Source organism: Streptomyces sp. ISL-87, from assembly GCF_018614095.1.
Classification (GTDB): domain Bacteria; phylum Actinomycetota; class Actinomycetes; order Streptomycetales; family Streptomycetaceae; genus Streptomyces.
This window is the reverse complement of sequence record NZ_JAGGOY010000092.1, coordinates 1-19,893: the sequence shown is the minus strand read 5'-3', so window position 1 is coordinate 19,893 and position 19,893 is coordinate 1. Positions and strand designations below refer to the sequence as shown.

The 19,893-nt window shown below is 71.1% G+C and carries 17 protein-coding genes, 1 tRNA gene and 2 pseudogenes; 11 read left to right on the top strand and 9 right to left on the bottom strand.

Annotated features, from left to right (window positions below):
* Window positions 1-28: 28 nt before the first annotated feature.
* Window positions 29-2,017, bottom strand: coding sequence for an RDD family protein (locus J7I97_RS30260; protein WP_214941197.1), 1,989 nt, complete (start codon window positions 2,015-2,017; stop codon window positions 29-31).
* A 276-nt stretch (window positions 2,018-2,293) separates the two neighbouring features.
* Here J7I97_RS30260 and J7I97_RS30255 point away from each other — a divergent pair, with 276 nt between their 5' ends.
* Entirely contained in the window at window positions 2,294-2,773 is a 480-nt protein-coding gene (locus J7I97_RS30255; RefSeq protein ID WP_214941194.1) for an SsgA family sporulation/cell division regulator, read from the top strand.
* Between the two features lie 86 nt (window positions 2,774-2,859).
* On the opposite strand, the gene J7I97_RS30250 is transcribed toward J7I97_RS30255, so the two are convergent.
* Window positions 2,860-4,266, bottom strand: a complete 1,407-nt coding sequence (locus tag J7I97_RS30250; RefSeq protein ID WP_251059291.1) for an FAD-binding oxidoreductase — start codon at window positions 4,264-4,266, stop codon at window positions 2,860-2,862.
* A 192-nt stretch (window positions 4,267-4,458) separates the two neighbouring features.
* On the opposite strand from J7I97_RS30250, the gene J7I97_RS30245 reads away from it, so the two are divergent.
* Window positions 4,459-6,012 carry a tetratricopeptide repeat protein gene (locus tag J7I97_RS30245; protein ID WP_308369293.1) on the top strand — a complete coding sequence of 518 codons (1,554 nt, stop codon included), beginning with the start codon at window positions 4,459-4,461 and terminating at the stop codon, window positions 6,010-6,012.
* A gap of 141 nt (window positions 6,013-6,153) precedes the next feature.
* On the opposite strand, the gene hppD is transcribed toward J7I97_RS30245, so the two are convergent.
* Complete coding sequence (hppD, locus tag J7I97_RS30240; RefSeq protein WP_214941191.1) at window positions 6,154-7,299, bottom strand: 4-hydroxyphenylpyruvate dioxygenase; 1,146 nt, start codon at window positions 7,297-7,299, stop codon at window positions 6,154-6,156.
* 133 nt (window positions 7,300-7,432) lie between these two features.
* Between hppD and J7I97_RS30235 the strand changes: the two genes are divergently transcribed.
* From J7I97_RS30235 to J7I97_RS30215, 5 genes and pseudogenes are all read left to right on the top strand, one after another.
* Complete coding sequence (locus J7I97_RS30235) at window positions 7,433-7,903, top strand: Lrp/AsnC family transcriptional regulator (RefSeq protein WP_214941188.1); 471 nt, start codon at window positions 7,433-7,435, stop codon at window positions 7,901-7,903.
* A gap of 82 nt (window positions 7,904-7,985) precedes the next feature.
* Window positions 7,986-8,282: pseudogene (locus tag J7I97_RS30230) on the top strand (GNAT family N-acetyltransferase); the annotation flags it as partial.
* Window positions 8,283-8,406: 124 nt separating this feature from the next.
* Window positions 8,407-8,991, top strand: a complete 585-nt coding sequence (locus J7I97_RS30225) for a transcriptional regulator (RefSeq protein ID WP_214941182.1) — start codon at window positions 8,407-8,409, stop codon at window positions 8,989-8,991.
* 62 nt (window positions 8,992-9,053) lie between these two features.
* Entirely contained in the window at window positions 9,054-9,275 is a 222-nt protein-coding gene (locus tag J7I97_RS30220) for a hypothetical protein (RefSeq protein ID WP_214941179.1), read from the top strand.
* Window positions 9,272-10,582 (top strand): MFS transporter, encoded by a 1,311-nt coding sequence (locus tag J7I97_RS30215; protein ID WP_214941176.1) that lies wholly within the window; start codon window positions 9,272-9,274, stop codon window positions 10,580-10,582. Before J7I97_RS30220 ends, J7I97_RS30215 begins: the two co-directional genes overlap by 4 nt.
* Here the strand turns inward: J7I97_RS30215 and J7I97_RS30210 are convergent.
* The 5 genes from J7I97_RS30210 to J7I97_RS30190 form a co-directional block, all read right to left on the bottom strand.
* On the bottom strand, window positions 10,512-11,309 hold the full coding sequence (locus J7I97_RS30210) for a S16 family serine protease (protein ID WP_214941174.1): 798 nt from the start codon (window positions 11,307-11,309) through the stop codon (window positions 10,512-10,514). The genes J7I97_RS30215 and J7I97_RS30210 overlap by 71 nt on opposite strands.
* A 261-nt stretch (window positions 11,310-11,570) precedes the next feature.
* Entirely contained in the window at window positions 11,571-12,212 is a 642-nt protein-coding gene (locus J7I97_RS30205; protein ID WP_214941171.1) for an IclR family transcriptional regulator, read from the bottom strand.
* 415 nt (window positions 12,213-12,627) lie between these two features.
* Window positions 12,628-14,412, bottom strand: a complete 1,785-nt coding sequence (locus J7I97_RS30200; RefSeq protein ID WP_214941168.1) for a DEAD/DEAH box helicase — start codon at window positions 14,410-14,412, stop codon at window positions 12,628-12,630.
* Window positions 14,413-14,539: 127 nt separating this feature from the next.
* The gene (locus tag J7I97_RS30195; RefSeq protein WP_214941208.1) at window positions 14,540-14,791 is read right to left on the bottom strand and encodes a type II toxin-antitoxin system death-on-curing family toxin; all 252 of its coding nucleotides are present in this window, start codon (window positions 14,789-14,791) and stop codon (window positions 14,540-14,542) included.
* A gap of 64 nt (window positions 14,792-14,855) precedes the next feature.
* Entirely contained in the window at window positions 14,856-16,313 is a 1,458-nt protein-coding gene (locus tag J7I97_RS30190; protein WP_214941166.1) for an MFS transporter, read from the bottom strand.
* A 172-nt stretch (window positions 16,314-16,485) separates the two neighbouring features.
* Here J7I97_RS30190 and J7I97_RS30185 point away from each other — a divergent pair.
* From J7I97_RS30185 to J7I97_RS30170, 4 genes and pseudogenes are all read left to right on the top strand, one after another.
* Window positions 16,486-16,556, top strand: a tRNA-Cys gene (locus J7I97_RS30185).
* Between the two features lie 334 nt (window positions 16,557-16,890).
* Window positions 16,891-17,625, top strand: a pseudogene (locus J7I97_RS30180) (transposase family protein).
* A 234-nt stretch (window positions 17,626-17,859) separates the two neighbouring features.
* Entirely contained in the window at window positions 17,860-18,318 is a 459-nt protein-coding gene (locus tag J7I97_RS30175) for a hypothetical protein (protein WP_214941205.1), read from the top strand.
* A gap of 294 nt (window positions 18,319-18,612) precedes the next feature.
* Window positions 18,613-19,362: a transposase family protein gene (locus tag J7I97_RS30170; protein WP_214941161.1), complete on the top strand. Its 750-nt coding sequence runs from the start codon at window positions 18,613-18,615 to the stop codon at window positions 19,360-19,362.
* Between the two features lie 6 nt (window positions 19,363-19,368).
* Here J7I97_RS30170 and J7I97_RS30165 read toward each other — a convergent pair.
* A partial coding sequence (locus J7I97_RS30165) for a hypothetical protein (RefSeq protein ID WP_374195527.1) occupies window positions 19,369-19,893 on the bottom strand: 525 nt, incomplete at its 5' end.

The window sequence follows — 19,893 nt, the reverse complement described above, 5'->3', positions numbered from 1 at the left end:
TTCCTCACAAGAGTCCGCTGAGCTGCGCCTAGCGGGCTACGTAGGTCCCCGCGGCCTTGTCGTGCCAGCCCCGGCGGCGGGGGCGGTCGACGAGGCACCAGAGGCTGCCCGGGAGGCCGAGGAGGGCGTACACCAGCCAGCGGCGCAGAGCCGCGCCAAAGGTGGGCGGGCGGAGGGTGACGGTGGCCAGGACCCGGATGCCGAGCAGCTTCTTGCCCGGCGTGCGGCCCCAACGGGCGGTGGGCAGGGCCTCGTAGAACACCCCGAAGACGAGGACGACGGCCATGACCAGGCCCAGGTAGCCGGCGATGGTGCCGTCGAACAGCCAGATGGTGGTCGTCCGCCCGGTCACCCGGGCCGCGTCCACCTTGGCCTGGATGTGCGCCGTGGCCTCGGGTACGAGGGGCCAGGCGGCCGCGGCCGCGACGGCGCCGAGGACCAGCGAGTCGAGCCCACGGGCCACACCCCGCCGAACCAGCCCGGCGGGCCGGACGGCCCGCTCCGCCATCCGCTCGAACACGGCCCGCGCGGTGGCCCCGGGCCTGTCCGAGACTGCACGCTCAGGGCCGGGGCCCGCGGAGGCCCCTGGGGCGGCGGGCCGGGGGGTACGGGCCCCCGGGGCGGCGGGCTCCGGGGTACGGGCCCCCGGGGTGGCCCGTTCAGGGGCGCGGACCCCCGGGGTGTCGCGCTCCGGGGCGCGGGCCCCGAGGTTGTCGCGCTCCGGGGTACGGGCCCCCAGGTTGTCACGCTCAGGGGTACGAGCCCCCGAGGCGGCACGATCAGAGATGCGGGCCCCCGAGGTGTCGCGCTCCGCGGTGCGGGCCCCGAAGTTGTCACGCTCAGGGGCACGGGCCCCCAGGTTGTCACGCTCAGAGATGCGGCCCCCCAGGCTGTCACGCTCCGGGGCGGCATGCCCAAAGGCGGGGACCCCCGGGGTAGCGGGCCCGGAAGCGGGGCCCCCCGGGGTAGCGGGCTCAGGGGCGCGGACCCCCGAGGCAGTGCGTTCAGGGGCTGGGGCCGCCGGGGCGGCGGACGTGGGCACGGGGGCGGGCGCGGGCGCGGGCGCGGGGATCATCGGGGCCGCCGCGGCCACCGGCGCCGCCGGGCTCGGCTTGGAATCCGCCTCAGCCGCCGCGGGCCAGGAAGAGGTGAGCCCTGACTCGCCGCGGCCGCCGCCGGGGGCCTCGGGCCACGCCGTCACGGGAACAGGAGCGACCGGGGCGGCCGGGGACCGCGCCGACAGGACCCCCACCCCCTCCGCCGAAGCGAAACCCCCACCCGAGCCCGGGGCCTGCGCCTGAGCTGACAGCGACGCCGGGTCCTGCCCATAGACCGGCGCCGGCGCCTGGGGCCCGCCCGGGGCCGAGTGTGCGGCCGGAGCCTGGGCCTGGCCCGAGCCCAGACCTTGAGCCTGGCCCGAGCCCTGGGCAGAGGCGTGGCCCGAGCCCTGGCCTTGAGCCTGGCCCGAGCCCTGGGCAGAGGCCTGGCCCGAGCCCAGACCTTGAGCCTGGGCCGAGCCGTGGCCAGGAGTCTGGGTGGCCGAGCCGTGGCCAGGAGTCTGGCCCGAGCCCTGGGCGGGGAATCGGTCCGCCAGGGGCGCCGACGCGGTCGGGGGGCGGGCCAGGGAGATGCCGGGGCCGCGGTCCGGGAGGGGGGCCGGGGGCGGTGGGTTGCCCCAGGAGACGCGGGCGTCGCGGGGGCCGCCGAAGCCGTACTGCTGGGCGGGGTCGGCCTGCCACCCCGTCGGGGCGGCGGCCCGTTCCGGCTCCGGCTCCGGCTCCGGCTCCCGCTCCCGCTCCCGCTCCCGCTCCCGCTCCCGGTCAGGGTCCGGGAGGGCCTCCGCCACCGAGGTCTGGTCGAGGAACACCGGGCCCGTTTCGTCAGCCGGAGGCGCCGGGCGGCTGGTGCCCGGGACCCAGGACTGGCCGTTCCAGTACCGGACGTACCCGGGGATGGACGGGTCGGGGTAGTAGCCCTCGCGGGCCGCGTGCTCGCCGTCTCCAGGGGAGGCCGTCAATGTCCCCAACTCCGATCGTGGCTTGAGGCTTGTGCAGGGGAGGACCATAGCCAAGAACCCCGTCGCGACAGGTCCGGTAACGGGAGAATCCAAGCCTTCGGGCGAACACTTCTTCTCACGTCCCCCCACGGCGGTTTTCGGTCACCCGACAGAAACACGCCAATCTCCGCATCGCTCCCGGAAGTCGCGTCATACCCGGGCACGACGGCGCTCTCTCCGGATGCGGGGCCCGATCCCGGCCCCCGCACACCGGAGAACGCACGAAGTGAGGCCGCCATGCACCACCCCGTCATCGAGCGCGAGCTGGAACTCAAGCTGGTCATGTCCCCCGAGCGCAGCATCCCCGTCCCCGCCCGGCTGCTCTACCTCACCGACGACCCCTATGCCGTCCACATCACCTTCCACGCCGGCTCCCACACCCCCGTCAACTGGACCTTCGCCCGCGAGCTGCTCGTCGAAGGGGTGTTCCGGCCGTGCGGCCACGGCGACGTCCGGATCTGGCCCACGAAGATCGACAACAAGGCCGTCCTCTGCATGGCACTGACCTCCCCCGACGGCGACGCCCTGCTGGAGGCCCCGGCCGGCTCGGTGTCGGCCTGGCTGGAGCGCACCCTGCGCGTGGTCCCGCCCGGCACCGAAGCCGAGCGGCTCGGCCTGGACGACGCGCTGGCCGAGCTGCTCGCCCCGACCCCGGCCGACGACCTGTGGCTGCGCGACCCGTGGCCCTCGGACGAGTCCGCCGAGGGTGACCTGTGAGGCGGCGACAGGCGGTCAGCGGCGGGCCGGCGGTGACGTCAGCCGCGGGGCCGGCGGTGACGTCAGCAGTGGGGTCACCAGTGGGGTCAGAAGAGCTTGCCGGGGTTGAGCAGCCCCAGCGGGTCGAAGGCCTGCTTGACCGCGCGCTGCATCTCCAGCCCCACCGGCCCCAGTTCGCGGGCCAGCCACTCCTTCTTCAGGACGCCGACCCCGTGCTCGCCGGTGATGGTGCCGCCGAGGGACAGTCCCAGCGCCATGATCTCGTCGAAGGACTCGCGGGCCCGCCGGGTCTCGTCCTCGTCGGCGGGGTCGAAACAGACCACGGGGTGGGTGTTGCCGTCGCCGGCGTGCGCGCAGACCCCGATGAGCAGGTCGTACGCGCGGGCGATGGCGGCCGTGCCGTCCAGCATCTCGGCGAGCCGCGACCTCGGTACGCACACGTCGTCGATCATCGTCGCGGGCCGCAGCTCCTCCAGGGCGGTCAGCGACATCCGGCGGGCCTGCAGCAGCAGTTCCGACTCCGCCTCGTCCTCGGCGGGCACGACGGCGGTGGCCCCGGCGGCCGTGCACAGCTTCCCCACGGCGGCGAGTTCGGCGGGCGCGTCCGGGGTGTCGAAGGCGGCGAGCAGCAGCGCCTCGGTGGTCTCGGGCAGCCCCATCCGGCCGAGGGCGTTGACGGCGCGGACGGTCGTACGGTCCATCAGCTCCAGCAGGGAGGGCGCAAGTCCGGCTTCCATCACGGCGCAGACGGCCTCGCAGGCGGCCGCGGCCGAGGGGAACTCGGCGGCCATCGCGAGCTGCCTGGGTGGCGCCGGGCGCAGCGCGAGGACGGCCTGGACGACGACGCCGAGGCTGCCCTCGGAGCCCACGAAGAGCCGGGTGAGGTCGTACCCGGCGACCCCCTTGGCGGTACGCCGCCCCGTGCGCAGGAGCCGTCCGTCGGCCAGGACCACGTCGAGGCCGAGGACGTACTCGGCGGTGACCCCGTACTTGACGCAGCACAGACCGCCGGAGGCGGTGCCGATGTTGCCGCCGATGGTGCACTGCTCCCAGCTGGAGGGGTCGGGCGGGTAGTACATGCCCTGTTCGGCGACGGCCCGGGAGAGCACGGCGTTGACCACGCCCGGTTCGACGACGGCTGTCCGGTCGACGGTGTTGATCTCCAGGATCCGGTCCATCGCGACGAGGGACAGCACGATGCAGCCGTCGGAGGCGTTGGCGGCGCCCGACAGGCCCGTGCGGGCGCCTTGCGGGACCACGGGGACGCGTAGGGCGGTGGCGGTGCGCAGGACGTGCTGGACCTGTTCGACGGTGCGGGGCAGAACAACGGCCGCCGGGGTGCCGGCGGCGCAGAAGCTGGCCATGTCGGTGGCGTAGGAGGCGGTGACCTGAGGGTCGGTCAGGAGGGCTTCGGCGGGCAGCCCTTCCAGCAGCCGCGCACAGAGGTCCGCGCGGAGCCGGTCGGGGTGCGGTGCGGAGAGATCGTCAGCCATGGGGGCAGCGTGGCAGCCGGGGCCATCGGTGTGAACACGGCCGCGACCCTCTTCGGACACCTCGGCGAGCTCTTCATATTGACGCACAGTGACCCCATGGACCGTACTGACCGCATTCGCCGCATTCACCGCATTGACGGTATTGATGGTATTGACGGTATTGACGATGAATCGCAGCAGCCGGCGCCGCCCGTGACCTTCACCGGCCGCAAGACGCTCGTGGCGGCCGCGGTCGCAGTGGTCCTGATCGCGGGAGCGCTGCTGATCCGGCCCGCCCGCACGGGCGATGACGCGCGCCCGCCGGGACCGAGCGAACGGGCCGCGTCGGCGGTCGGGATGGGCGCCCCCGCGGCGGCGGTGGACCTGACGGCGCTGGTCGCGGACCGGGAGAGGTGGGTCGCGGCGCACCCCGATGACGAAGCTTCATGGGCGGTGCTCGGGTCGGCGTACCTGGAGCAGGCACGCAGGACGGCGCGATCCAGCTGGTTCCCGAAGGCGGAGAGGGCACTGAAGCGGTCGCTGGAGGTCCGGCCGGCGGAGAAGGGCAACTTCGACGCGATGACGGGCATGGGCGCGCTGGCCAATGCCCGCGGGGACTTCGGTACCGCCAAGAAGTGGGGCGAGCTGGTACGGGCCCAGGCGCCGCGGCGCTGGACGGCGTACCCGGTGCTGGTGGACGCGTACACGGGCCTCGGCGACTACAAGGGCGCGCAGAAGGCGATGGAACAGCTGATGGACGTGCGGACGGGACTCGCGGCGCACATCCGGGCCTCACAGGTGTTCCGGGACCGCGGCTGGCGCGAGGACGCGCTGGCGGCGATGGAGCATGCGGCGGGGGCGGCGAAGGCCCCGGAGGAGAAGGCGTACGTGCTGTTCCGGCTCGGGGAGCTGTCCTGGGAACGGGGTGAGACCGCGGAGGCCCTGCGGCTGTACGAGGCCGCCCTGCGGACGGATCCGGGGCAGTCGCAGGCGCTGGGCGGCCGGGCCCGTGCGCTGGCAGCGATGGGCCGGGACGGGGAGGCGGTACGGGACTACCGGATGGCGCTGGGGCGGTCGCCGGCGCCGCGGCTGGAGCTTGAGCTGGGCGAGCTGTTGGAGTCGCTGGGGCGGCGGGACGAGGCGCGTGCGCCGTTCGACACGCTGAGGGCGCTCGCCTCGCGGGGTGCGCCGGACGGGGTGAACGAGGAAGTGGTGCTCGGCCTGTTCCTGGCGGACCACGGCGACCCGGGCGGGGCGGTCCGGCGCCTGTCCGCGGAGTGGTCCCGGCACAAGAGCGTGCAGGTGGCGGACGCTCTCGGCTGGGCCCTGCACAAGACGGGCGAGGACACGGCGGCCCTGGAATACGCGAAGAGGGCGACGGACCTCGGCCTGCGGAGCGCGGAGTTCTCCTTCCACCGGGCGATGATCGAGCGCGGCCTGGGCGACGAGCCGGCGGCGCGGCGGCACCTCCAGGAGGCCCTGCGTACCAATCCCCGTTTCTCGCCGGTCCGGGGCCCGCTGGCCAAGAACGCCCTGGCGACGATCGGCCAGCCCCCGCCGGGCGGTCCGGAGAACATGCAGCCGCGCACTCCGTGGGTGGCGCCGGACCTTCCGAAGCCCAAGCCGAAGCCGAAGCAGGCGCCGGAGGCGAGGCCGGAGCCCGCTCCGGAGGCGAAGCCAGAGCAGGCGCCGGAGGCGAAGCCGGAGCCCGCGCCGGAGGCGAAGCCAGAGCAGGCGCCGGAGGCGAAGCCGGAGCCGGTCCCGTAGCAGCCCTGAAGGGCGGGGCGTCCCTGCGGGTGCGTGCGTTCCCGGGCGCTGCCCGGCCCCGCGCCTCGAACGCCGGCGAGGCCGAAACGGGGCCGAGGCCCCAGGGGGCCCCGCGCGACGGCGGGGCCCCGGAGCTGCTGCCTACAGGTTGCCGCGCTTCTCCTGCTCGCGCTCGATCGCCTCGAACAGGGCCTTGAAGTTGCCCTTGCCGAAGCCCATCGAGCCGTGCCGCTCGATCATCTCGAAGAACACCGTGGGCTTGTCCTGCACCGGCTTGGTGAAGATCTGCAGCAGGTAGCCGTCCTCGTCGCGGTCCGCCAGGATCTTCAGCTCGCGCAGTGTCTCGACCGGCACCCGGGTGTCGCCGACCCACTCGCCGAGCGTGTCGTAGTACGAGTCCGGGGTGTCCAGGAACTGCACGCCCGCCGCCCGCATCGCGCGCACGGTGGCCACGATGTCGTTGGTCGCCAGCGCGATGTGCTGGACGCCCGCGCCGCCGTAGAACTCCAGGTACTCGTCGATCTGCGACTTCTTCTTCGCGATCGCCGGCTCGTTGATCGGGAACTTCACCTTCAGGGTGCCGTCCGCGACCACCTTCGACATCAGGGCCGAGTACTCGGTCGCGATGTCGTCGCCCACGAACTCCTTCATGTTCGTGAAGCCCATGACCTTGTTGTAGAAGGCGACCCACTCGTTCATCCGGCCGAGCTCGACGTTGCCCACGCAGTGGTCGATGGCCTGGAAGGTCCGCTTCGCCGGCGGGGCCACCATGGGCTCGACCGCGGCGTAGCCCGGCAGGTAGGGGCCGGAGTACTCGCCGCGCTCCACCAGCGTGTGCCGGGTCTGGCCGTACGTCGCGATCGCGGCCAGCACGACCGTGCCGTGCTCGTCCTTGACCTCGTACGGCTCGTCCAGTCCGCGCGCGCCCTGCGAGACGGCGTACGCGTACGCCGCACGCACGTCCGGGACCTCGATGGCGAGGTCGATCACGCCGTCGCCGTGCGCGGCGACGTGCTCGGCGAGGAAGCGGCCGCGGTCCGTCGTCGCCTTGATCACCGAGGTGAGGACGAAGCGCGCGGCGCCGTTGGCCAGGACGTAGCTGGCCGTCTCGCGGCTGCCGTTCTCCGGTCCGGAGTAGGCGACGAGCTTCATGCCGAAGGCGGTGGAGTAGTAGTGCGCGGCCTGCTTGGCGTTGCCCACGGCGAAGACGACCGCGTCCATGCCCTTCACCGGGAAGGGGTCGGCCTCACGCGCGGTGTGCGGGGTGGTTTCGAGGGTCTCAGTCATGAGCGCAGAGTCCCGCCGATCCACAAGCTGCGCAATAGTTTCCTATTCTGCTGTACAGACTGACCAGTACGAGGCCAGGATGGTTGAAGCATCTGTGCAGTATGACCACCCGCGGAGCAGTCCGGAGGCATCCATGGGCATCGACGAACTCGACGGCCGGCTCATCGTCCTGCTCGCGCGCGAGCCCCGGATCGGGGTCCTGGAGGCCTCACGCCGGCTCGGCGTGGCCCGCGGCACCGTGCAGGCACGGCTGGACCGGCTCCAGTCGAACGGGGTCATCCGGGGGTTCGGCCCCCAGGTGGACCCGACGGCGCTCGGCTACCCGGTCACCGCCTTCGCCACGCTGGAGATCAAGCAGGGCCAGGGAGCCGATGTACGGGCGCACTTGGGCGGCGTACCGGAAGTGCTGGAACTGCACACGACCACCGGGCACGGGGACATGCTGTGCCGGCTGGTGGCGCGGTCGAACGCCGATCTCCAGCGGGTGATCGACCGGGTGGTCGCATTCGACGGGATCGTGCGGGCCTCGACGGCGATCGTCATGGAGAATCCCGTTCCGTTGCGGATCATCCCGCTGGTCGAGCAGGCGGCCGACGACGACTGACGCGACTGACGGCGACTGACGAGATCGTTCGGAGCAGGCCGACACCGGCTGAGATACTCCGGCCGCGCGGCACACGTCGGTCGTCATGATCGACGGCGAACTCGCAGGATGCGTCACGGTCCGGCCCGCCGAAGGCGGTCAGTGGCTGGAGCACTTCTACCTTGCTCCGCACCATCAGGGCCCAAGGCTCGGGTCCGCCGTCCTGCGCACGGTGCTGGAGCGGACGGACGCACAGGGCACGACCGTGCGTTTGAACGTCCTGCAGGGCAGTGCCGCCCTCCGGCTCTACGAGCGCCACGGATTCGTCGTGGAAGCCCAGGACCCGATCGACGTCTTCATGGTGCGCCCGCCGGGGGCGAGCACCGCCGCGAAGGCCTGACCTGCGACAGCACGAGGCCCACGACTCGCCCTGGCACCCGTCCTGGTACCGGAAGCCCGAGTTCCAAAGACTTCTATGCAAAGAAATGCTTGCAGAGGAGTCTTTGCAACTCTACTGTTGAGGCATGCCCGAGACGCCGGAAACCCCGGAACCCCAGGTCCGCACCCTCGACGCCCGCTCCCTGCGCGGTCTCGCCCATCCGCTGCGCATCCGCATGCTGGCCGCCCTGCGCCACGGCGGCCCGGCAACCGCGTCCCAACTGGCGGAGCGGCTCGGGGAGTCCAGCGGGGCCACCAGCTACCACCTGCGCCAGCTCGCCGCGCACGGGTTCGTCGAGGACGCGCCCGAGCACGGCAAGGGCCGTGAGCGCTGGTGGAAGGCCGCCCACGACGGCACGAGGTTCGACGAGAAGCTGATGTTCGACGAGGACCCGGCCACGCGGGGCGCGGCGGACCTCTTCCTGCACGAGATCGCGACGATCCACACGCAGGAGATGAGCACCTGGCTCGGCAACGCCCACAGCTGGTCCCAGGAGTGGCGGCGCGGCTCGGACATCAGTGACTTCACCCTGCGGCTGACGGCCGAGCAGAGCCACGAACTGATCCACAAGATGCACGAGTTGGTCAACAGCTACCGCGATCTGCCGCCCGCGAAGGGCGCGGAGTCGGTCCGCATCCACACGCACGCCTTCCCGCGCACCGGCGAGTAGCTCCGACCGCTCCGAACTCTCCCCCTCTCTCTCACACATAGCTCCGCAGAAGGAGTCCTGCCATGCACACCTTCACGCACACCGAGATGTACGCCGAGATGCACGCCGCCCGCACCGCCGAGCTCGCCACCGAGGCCGCGGCCTGGCGCCTCGCCCACGAGGCCGCCCCCGTCGCTCCCGTCACCCCGGCCCTGCGCAACCTGCTCGGCGAGGCCCTGGTCGCCGCCGGTATCCGCCTGATGCAGCCGGCCCACGTCCACGCCCGCGTCCAGCGCGCCGTATGAGCCGCCGGCCGTTCGCAGCCGTACTGGCCGCCAACACGATCTCCATAGCGGGGAGTTCACTCACCCTGATCGGCGTCCCGTGGTTCGTGCTCCAGACCACGGGCAGCGCCGGCCGGGCCGGGATCGTCGCCTTCTGCGCCACCCTGCCCGTTGTCATCGCCGCGCTCGTCGGCGGCCCGGTCATCGACCGGATCGGCCGCCGCCGGGTCTCGGCCGCATCCGACCTGATCTGCGCGCTGTCGGTCGCCGCGATCCCGCTGCTGCACTACGCGGGCCTGCTGGACTTCTGGATGCTGTGCGCGCTGATGGCCGTCGGCGGCCTCGTGCACACCCCCGGCCTGACCGCACGCTACGTACTCCTGCCCAACCTCGCCGAGCACTCCGGCACCACCGTCGCCAAGGCCGCCAGCCTCTACGACGCGGTCTCGCGCGGAGCCCGGATGATCGGGGCCGCGCTGGCCGGCCTGCTGATCGCCGCCTTCGGAGCCGAGACCGTGCTGCTGCTGGACGCGGCCACCTTCGCGGCCTCGGCCCTGCTGGTCACCGCGTTCCTGCGTGGGGTGCCCGCCGCCGAGCCGCAACGCGCCGCCGGGAAGGTGTCGTTCGCGGGCTACCGTGCCGAACTGGCCGAGGGCTGGGCCTTCTTGGCCCGCTCCCGGCTGCTGATGGGCATCACCGTGATGGTGATGATGACCAACGGCCTGGACCAGGGCTGGTCCTCCGTCCTGCTGCCCGTCCACGGCCGCGAGGCGCTCGGCGGCGCCACCGCCCTCGGCCTGATGGTCTCCCTCTTCGGCGGCTTCGCACTGGTGGGCGCCCTGATCTACGGGGCGTGGGGCGAGCGGTTCCCCCGTAGGGCGGTGTTCGCCGCGGCCTTCCTGCTGTGCGGGGCGCCCCGCTACGCGGTGGCCGCGTTCACGGACACGCCGCTGCCGCTCGCGGTGACGCTGGCGCTGTGCGGGCTCGGCGCAGGCATGCTCAACCCGATCCTCACCACCGTGGTCTACGAGAAGGTGCCGGAGGAACTGCGCAGCCGCGTCTCGGGCGTGAGCACGGCGGGCTGCGAGCTGACCATGCCGCTGGGCGGGCTCGCCGCGGGCCTGCTGGCCGACGGGTTCGGCACCACCCGCGCCCTGCTGCTGTTCGGCGGCGCCTACCTGCTCACCACGCTCACCCCGCTGGTCTTCCCGGCCTGGCGCGGGCTCGACGACCGGGCGCCCGCTGAGGCCGTCGCGCTCAGCAGGAGGGAACCGGCTCTCCCCGGTTCAGCGAGCGAAGAGCGCTCACCGCATCCGTCAGCGAGCTGACCGGGATCAGCCGGAGCCCCTCGGGGAGCTCGGACTGGGCGTCCGAGCACTCCGCCTGCGGTACGAGGAAGACGCTCGCCCCGTCGCGCTGCGCGGCCTGGGTCTTCAGGGCCACCCCGCCGACCGCACCGACGTCGCCGTCCGCGGTGATGGTGCCGGTGCCGGCGATGCTGCGGCCGCCGGTGAGATCGCCGCCGCTGCCGTCGCCGTCGAGCTTGTCGACGATGCCGAGGGAGAAGAGGAGTCCGGCGCTGGGACCGCCGACGTCGGCGAGGTTCAGCCGCACCTTCACGTCCTTCGGGTCCTTGTGGAGATAGCCGAGGGCGGCCTGGGCGGCATCCGACTGGGATTCCGCCATTTCCTCCAGGTTGTGCTGCTCGATCTCCTTGTCGCTTCCGCCCGAGGGGTAGACGGCCTCCTTGGGCATGACCGACCGGGTGCCGTCGAACCAGTGGTCGAGGAGCTCGGGCAGCCTGACCGTGGTGGAGGGGCCGGTGGCCTGGATGGTGGTCATCCGGAGCTGGCCCTTGGTCTCCCGGGTGGGGGCACCGGTGACGGAAATCACGGGCTTGCCGTCGCGGGCGCCGAGTACGTCGGCCGTGAGCCCGGGCTGGGCGATCACGAAGGGCAGCGGCGCGAAGACGGCCGCGGCGAACAGCACGGCCACGGGCAGGGCGCAGACGGCTAGGGCGGCGGGACGCGGCAGACGTGTGAGGCGTGAGAGCACCCGGTCAATCTATCGCCGGAGCTCGCGGGCTTCGCGCGCAGGCCAAGCGGCGGGTGCGCGGGACGCTCACGCATGCTCACCGCGAACCGGCGCCGTCCCTACCGGACCCGGATGGCCCCGGTCGGACCCGGATGGGCCCGGTCGGACCCGGATGGGCCCGGTCGGACCCGGATGGGACGCGGCCGGGCTCACCGCCCCGGGCGCCGAGCCGGACGCCACCCGTACTCCGCGAGCCCAGCGCAGCGTCACGGCGTCACGGCGTCACCGCAGGGCGTCGGCCACCTCACGGGCGGCGTCCACGACACGGGGGCCGACCCGCTCGGGCACGGCGTCGGCCAGCATGACGACGCCGACGCTGCCCTCCAGCCCGGTGATGCCCACCAGGGGCGCCGCAGCGCCGCTGGCGCCCGCTTCGAGCTCCCCGTGGGTCAGCGTGTACCCGGGCTCGGTGAGGGACCCCTGACGGGCCGCCAGGATGGCCCGGCCGGCTGCGCCGCGGTCCAGCGGGTGGCGGAAGCCGGGCCGGTAGGCCACGTGGTAGTCGGTCCAGGTCGGCTCGACGACGGCCACCGCGAGCGCCTCGGAGCCGTCGACGAGGGTCAGGTGCGCGGTGGCACCGATGTCCTCGGCGAGGGACCGCAGCGCGGGCAGGGCCGCCTCGCGTACGAGCGGGTGGACCTGACGCCCCAGCCGCAGCACGCCGAGCCCGACGCGGGCCCGGCCGCCGAGGTCGCGGCGGACCAGGGCGTGCTGTTCGAGCGTGGCCAGGAGGCGGTAGACCACGGTGCGGTTCACACCGAGGCGGTTGGACAGCTCGGTGACGGTCAGACCGTGGTCGGTGTCGGCGAGCAGTTTGAGGACTCTGAGCCCTCTGTCGAGAGTCTGGGAGGTTTCCGCGGTCACGACGCCTCTCCCTCTTTCGGTGGGCGGCGGTGACTCTCACGGGGTGAAGCATCACCGGTCCCACGGCGACGCACGGAGAGGCCGCCGGTAGCGGCCATGGCACCGGCTGCGCTCCCGCGGCGGCGCTGCCACGGGGCGTTCGATGCGGGGACAGTAGCGAGCGGGTTCGCTCAGCGGAAGAGCTCGTCCAGAATCCGGGCGCGCACTGCCGGTTTATATCCCTGTTTAAAGCCCAACAGCGGTCTGAATTCGTAACCTCGCGGTTCCTCGCGGTTCCTCCCGGCTCCTCCCGGCACCTCCCGGTGCCTCTCCTCGAAGTCCGTCCCGCCCTCTCCCGCGTATCCGCCGGGAGCTGACGCGAACGGGGTCCGTGCGAACATCCGCACGGACCCCGTTGCATACCTGGAGGAACAGATCACCGCATACGGGTGGCCCACTCCTGAACCTTTTTGATCCGCTCCCGCAGCTGCCCTGCCGTCGCCTCCGCGCTCGGCGGCCCGCCGCACACCCGCCGCAGCTCCGTGTGGATCACGCCGTGCGGCTTGCCGCTCTGGTGGACGTACGCCCCCACCATCGTGTTCAGCGATTTCCGCAGCTCGAGCAGTTCCTTGTGCGAGACCACCGGCCGCCGCTCGGCCGGCAGCTCCAGCAGGTCCGCCTCCCCGTCCGGCTTGCGCCGGCTGTGCGCGATCTGCCTCGACTGCCGTTTCTGCAGCAGCATCTGCACCTGGTCCGGCTCCAGCAGCCCAGGAATGCCGAGGTAGTCCTGCTCCTCCTCGCTGCCCGGGTGCGCCTGCATGCCGAACTCGGCGCCGTCGTAGAGCACCCGGTCGAAGACGGCGTCGGACTCCAGCGCCTCGAAGGACATCTGCTCGTCCTCGCCGGTGTCCTCGTCCTCCAGTTTGTTCGCCTCGTCCATTTCCTTCTCGGACTCGGCGTACGGGTCTTCTTCGCCCTGTTTCTTCGGTTTGTCGAGTACGTGGTCCCGTTCGACTTCCATCTCGTTGGCGAAACCGAGGAGATAGGGAATGGTCGGAAGGAACACAGAAGCGGTCTCGCCGCGCCTGCGTGAACGCACAAATCGCCCGACAGCCTGCGCAAAGAACAAAGGCGTCGAAATGGTGGTGGCATAAACACCGACCGCGAGGCGCGGCACGTCGACGCCCTCCGACACCATGCGGACCGCGACCATCCAGCGGTCGCCGTTGGCGCTGAAGTCGTCGATCCGCTTCGACGCGCCAGTGTCGTCGGACAGCACGAGGGTCGCCTTCGTCCCGGTGATCTCCCGGATCAGCTTCGCGTACGCACGCGCCGAGTCCTGGTCGGAGGCGATGACCAGCCCGCCCGCGTCCGGGATGCCCTTGCGGACCTCCGTCAGCCGCTGGTCGGCGGCGCGCAGCACGTTCGGCATCCAGTCGCCGCGCGCGTCCAGCGCCGTACGCCAGGCCTGCGAGATGGCGTCCTTGGTCATCGGCTCGCCGAGCCGGGCGGCGATCTCGTCGCCCGCCTTGGTGCGCCAGCGCATGTTGCCGCTGTAGGACAGGAAGATCACGGGCCGGACGACACCGTCACCGAGGGCGTTCCCGTACCCGTAGGTGTAGTCGGCGGAGGACCGCCGGATCCCGTCGTTCCCCTCTTCGTAGCTCACGAAGGGAATGGGGTTGGTGTCGGACCGGAAGGGCGTTCCGGTCAGCGCGAGCCGTCGCGTCGCCGGGTCGAAGGCCTCCTGGCAGGCCTCGCCCCACGACTTGGAGTCACCGGCGTGGTGGATCTCGTCCAGAATCACGAGGGTCTTTCGCTGCTCGCAGCGGTTGCGGTGCAGCATCGGCCGTACGCCCACACCCGCATACGTCACGGCGACCCCGTGGTAGTCCTTGCTCAGCGGCCCGGCGGAGTACTCCGGGTCGAGCCGGATGCCTATCCGTGCGGCGGCCTCGGCCCACTGCTTCTTCAGGTGTTCGGTCGGCGCGACGACGGTCACCTGCTGGACGACATGGTGGTGCAACAGCCACGAGGCGAGGGTGAGCGCGAAGGTGGTCTTGCCTGCGCCGGGCGTCGCGACCGCGAGGAAGTCGCGCGGCTGGGTCTCCAGATACCTGTCCAGCGCACCCTGCTGCCAGGCTCTCAGCTTGCTGGCGGTACCCCACGGCGCGCGGCCGGGGAAGGCGGGTGAGAGGTGGTGGGAGGCGGTAGTAGTCACGGTCTCCGGTTCGGCTCTCGGCGTTCTGGTACGGGCAGTCGTACGTAGGACAACCGGGCCACCCTACCGGTGCGGGCCCGCCCCTCGCGGAGGGACAGGCCCGTGACCTCGGCGGGTGCGGCGAGGGTCACATCCGCCGCAAGCGCTCCGCGATGTTCCCGATGTTCCCCTCGTCCCCGGAGGCGACATCGATGACCAGGCCGTACGCGGCTTCCTGATCAACTTCCGCGAGATCCACGCCATTCACGGCGAGGAAGGTCGCGGCGGCCAGCCAGGCGGTGCGCTTGTTCCCGTCGACCAGGGGGTGGTTCGTCGCGATCCCGTGCAGCAGGGCGGCGGCCTGCTCGTACAGGTCCTCATAGGCCGCACTCCCGAACAAATCCAGCCCTGCCGGCGATTGAGGCGCCAGGGCCCGGGGCGGGAGCCCAGGCGGCTGCCCCCGCTCAGCCCTCGCCCGGCCCCTGCAGCCGCGTCGCGACCCACGCCCCCACCAGCGCCACAACAGCCATCGGCAGAAAGACGACCACGAACGCCCCCGGGTGCGAACCCGACGAGGAGGCTGCCACCCCATGCACACCCCCCACCGCACCCCCACCCAGCGCAGCGAACGCCGCGCCCCCCGCCGCCAGCAACACCACGTTCGCCAGCGCATCAGAAATCTGCAGCGCAGCGGAATTGGCCCCCGCGTCCTCCGGCGCCGACAGCCTCAGCAGCAGCACGCTCGTGGACGCGATCACCAGCCCCATCCCCAGGCACCCCACGGCCCACGCCAGGGCCAGCGTCCACACCGGAACCCACGCGATCAGCACCGTCGGCGCCGCCGCAATGGCCGCGGCGACGAGCACCATCCCGCCGACCATCAGCCGTTCCCGGTACGGCGCCATCCACCCCTTGGACTGCACCCACGAGCCGGCCGCCCACGTCACCCCGCCCAGCGCGAGCGAGAACCCGGCCAGCGTCGGGCTCAGCCCCCGCTGGGTGACCAGCATCAGCGGTACGAAGCTCTCCGCCGCGATGAACGCCCCCGCCGCCACCCCGCGCAGCAGCACCACCGACGGCAGCCCCCGCCGCGCCCGGTACGTCCCGCGCGGCAGCAGCCCCAGCACGGCCGGCACCAGCAGCGCCGCCCCCGCGAGACCCGGCAGCACCGACAGCCACCGAAGGTCCTGCGCCGCGTACTGCAGCAGCCCCGCGCCGACCGAGATCCCGAACGCCATCCGGATCCGGCGCCGGTCGAACGCCACGGGCGGCGCGTCCGGATCGACCGGCCCGCCCGCGGTCCTCCGTATCGCCGGCAGCGCCACCACCAGAGGCACGACCACCAGCGCCGGTATCCCGAGGAACACCCACCGCCACCCGAGGTGCTCGGTCACCGTCCCGGAAGCCAGCGGCCCCACGATCGACGGCACCACCCAGCTCGCGGCGAAGGCCGCCATGATCGCGGGCCGCAGCCGCTCCTCGTAGGCCCGGCTGACCACCACATACAGCGCGACGATGACCAGCCCCCCACCAAACCCCTGCACGGCCCGCCCGAGCACGAACACCCACATGACCCCCGCGGTCCCCGAGCACACCAGCCCGGCGGCGAAGGCCCCGATCCCGACGGTCAACGGCCGCAACGGCCCCTGCCGGTCGGCCCACTGCCCGGACAGGACCATGCCGAACAGGCTGGTGGTGAAGTACGCGGAGAACCCGAAGGCGTAGAGCCCGATCCCGTCCAGCTCCCGCGCGGCCACAGGCATGGCCGTACCGACGGCAGTCGCCTCAAAGGCGATGAGAGAGATGACAGAGATGATCCCGATACTGAGCGTCCGGTACGCCGGCCCGAGAATCCCGCCCTCGGGCAGGGCCGGGACCGACGCGGCGTCTTTCTGGGGCACACGGGGCTCAAGGGCACTCATCGCCCCAGCGTAAGGCCCATTCCCGCCCCTCGCCCCTGTCATTTAGGCGGATCCCGCCTCGGCCCTCAGCCCTAGGTCTGTGAACGGCGCATGGCAGTCGCATTGCAGGACCCGCGCCTCCCTTCCCCGGCGCCACGACCCCTCGTACGGTCTTACACATCACCACCACACAGCCGTGTGCCCGAGTGGTTGAGGGACTCGCCTGCAAAGCGAGTTACGCCGGTTCGATTCCCGCCACGGCCTCTGGCGGCCTGAGCAGGGAAAACGAAAGGGCGGCACCCTTAAAGGGTGCCGCCCTTCTCCCTCTTCAGTCTCAATTCCCGTCTCAGTTGACGACCATGCCGCTCCACCGCATGCGGCGACCGGCCGCTCTCGGGGTGGACGGCCAAGCACTCGCAGCGACCGTGACGTCGCGTGAGGCGCATCCCCCGGCCGCTGACGGGCGTGCAAACCGCAGCTCACTGAGCCTCTTCGAGCCGGGCCCCGATCAGGTGACACCCGACAAGCGCAACGAGCGAGGCGCCCGGACAGTTGATCGAGATGTCTGACGTCTCAACCACGCTGCTCAGGGGCCTCGTTGGTCATCTATCCTGCCGCACTCGACCTGCCACATGCGCTCGTGGAGTGGGTCACCATGCTCATCGTCACCCGCGAGGGCGACCGGCGCTGCAAGCTCCGCCCGTCCCAGCGCGCGATGGTGGCACTGGTGTACCTACGTGAGCACACAACCTTGGCAAAGATCGCTGCCGGGTTCGGGATCAGCGAGTCCACCGCCCACGCCTACACCAGCCCTCGCCCAACGTGCGCCAGGTCTACTGAAGGCCTGCGCGAGGCCGACCCCGACTTCGTCCTGCTGGACGGGACCCTCGCCGAGTGCGACCGGGTCGGCGACTCACGCGCGGACTACTCCCACAAGCACCGCCGGCACGGAGTGAACGTACAGGTAGTCACCGATCCGGACGGCCGACTGCTGTGGCTCTCACCCGCGCTGCCGGGCCGCGCCCACGACCTGACCGCCGCCCGCACCCACCGGATCATCCGCATTTGCGAGCGCCAGGGCATTCCCATCCTGGCCGATCTCGCCTACCAGGGCGGCGGCCCCTGGCTGACCGCCGGCATCAAACGCAGGCCCCTGCAGGAACTCACCCCCACCGAGAAGACCGTCAACCGGGCCCTGGCCGCGGCACGGGCACCGGTGGAACGCGGCGTCGCCCGCTTGAAATCCTGCCGGATCTTCCGCAGGTCCCGATGCAGTCCGAACCGCATGACGTCAATCGCCAAAGCCATCCTCACCCTGGAGCGTCAAGGCTGAAGAAGCTCGTTGGACCGATCCACTTTGGATCGCATTCATCATTGAATCGTGCGCGAAATGTAAAATCCTGCCGACTTGCGATCAGGATTGCGGAGTGCTGCTCTGGAATAGGCGCAGGGGGTAAAGAGCTAAATGATCCGGGCCCGAATGGGTGGCGTTCAGCCGAAGTAGGGGGACGACGCGTCGTGTGACGACGGGATGCCCCGCGCTGCGACCCGCTATCGGAGGTTCACGATGACACAGGTCTCTTCTGCCCGCATTCCACTACGCCAGATCATGGCCGTGCTCTTGACGGCCGCCCTGACGCTCTCCCTCTCGGTGGTGCTCACCGTCACCTCGACGAAAGAAGCAGCCGCCTCGTGCTCCGCCAGCCGGTTCAACGGCACGTGGCGCTCGTCCGACGCGAGGCTGAAGCGTATCGACGTATGGCAGGGAGAGGACTGCCACCTGTACGCCAGGGCCTGGGACGTCTGCGAGAACGACTCGTCGCATATCTGCAGCTGGGGAAACAGGAGAATGGGAGACAGTCCCGAGCCGAACTTCCAGTTCGTCGGATACAACTGGAGCAACGCCGATGAGGTGCTGCACCTGCGGATGCAGGACGACAGGTCTCACATCTCGGTGTGGGACAGCAGCGACTACCACAACGGTAAGAAGGTCAGCTTCACGGTCACGATGTACAAGAGCCGTTGAGCCCGCGAAGGGCAGCAACTCCGCCCGCGCCGCTACTGGACGAGACCCCCTACCAAGACAGGTGGGGGCCTCGCCGCTCGTCCCCCGCCCCCGACAGGATGCGAACCGCGCCGGGGTGGGCCCCTGTTCGCGGATACCGTGCCGGCTCGACGAGCGAACGGAAGCACTGAGCGTTTTCAGCGTGGCCACTGATCGGGTGATGCCGGTCAGGTCGAGGTGAGGGCCGCAACGCACAAAGCCCCCGTGCCGTTGAGGGAGGTGTCGACGTCTCAACCTACCGGCACAGCAGCCCTGTTGGTTCCCTATCCTGCCGCACTCGACCTCCCTCACGCCCTGGTCGAGTGGGTCACCATGCTCATCGTCACCCGCGAGGGTGACCGCCGCTGCAAGCTCCCGCCGCACCAGCGTGCGCTCGTCGCTCTGGTGTACCTGCGCCGCCACGACACCCCCACCCGGATCGCGGCCGGGTTCGGGATATCCGTCGGCACCGTCCACGCGTACGTCACCAGCGTGACCGGCCTGCTCGCCGAACGAGCCCCTGGCCTGCCCAAGACGCTGTGCGAGCACGATCCGGACTTCGTCCTGCTGGACGGAACCCTCGCCGAGTGCGACCGCGTCGACGACGGCCGGGCGGACTACTCGGCCAAGCACCGTCGGCACGGCGTGAACGTCCAGGTCCTCACCGATCCGGCCGGCGAGCTGCTGTGGATCTCGCCCGCCCTGCCCGGCCGCACTCATGGCCTCACCGCGGCCCGCACCCACCGGATGATCCGTATCTGCGAACGCCAGGGTCTCCCCGTCCTCGCCGACCGTGCCTACACGGGCGCCGGCCCCTGGGTCACCACCGGACTCAAACGGCCACCGGGCGGCGAACTCACCCTCACCCAGCGCACCGTCAACCGAGCCCTGGCCGCAGCCCGGGCACCGGACGAACGCGGCATGGCACGGCTGAAGTCCTGGCAGATCTTCCGAAGATCCCGCATCAGTCCCAACCGCATGACCGTCATCACCAAATCTGTCCTCAGCTTGGAGGGGCAACGCTGAAAACGCTCACTGATTGCCCGTCAGGGATTCTCGACATCGCCGCTGGATTTCACTCATCAGCTCTTGGACTCGTTCCACCTTCTGGATGTGTGGCCTCAACAGGCTGAACGGCGGCGCTCTGCCCTCATCCCGGGGCACACCCCAGATCCAGAAATCATGCTCGAACAGGGCCGTGAAGTGCTGAGCGAGTTCGGCTGCCAAATCTCTAATCTCCGCTGGGGCCTCCAGATTGAGAGTCGCCCGCGCGGCTTCGAACCTCTGCTGCTCTGCCGTGGCGACACCACGGCGTCGAAGCCGCTCCGCTTGCCCCGCTTCGTCCATAGGAAGATCGCGGGATGCTGGGGCTGTGTACAGAAACATCAGGCATGCGTTTGCGGATTCGAGAAACGCACTGTATGTCTCGCGGCGGACCTGCCTGAGCCATTGCTGATGTTGCGAGTCGGCCTGTCTGTCCGCTTGATATCTAGCGGCCCGGAAGGCAACAACTGCCGCTCCCCAGGCACCCCCTGCGCAGGGCGATTGCAAAGTCGT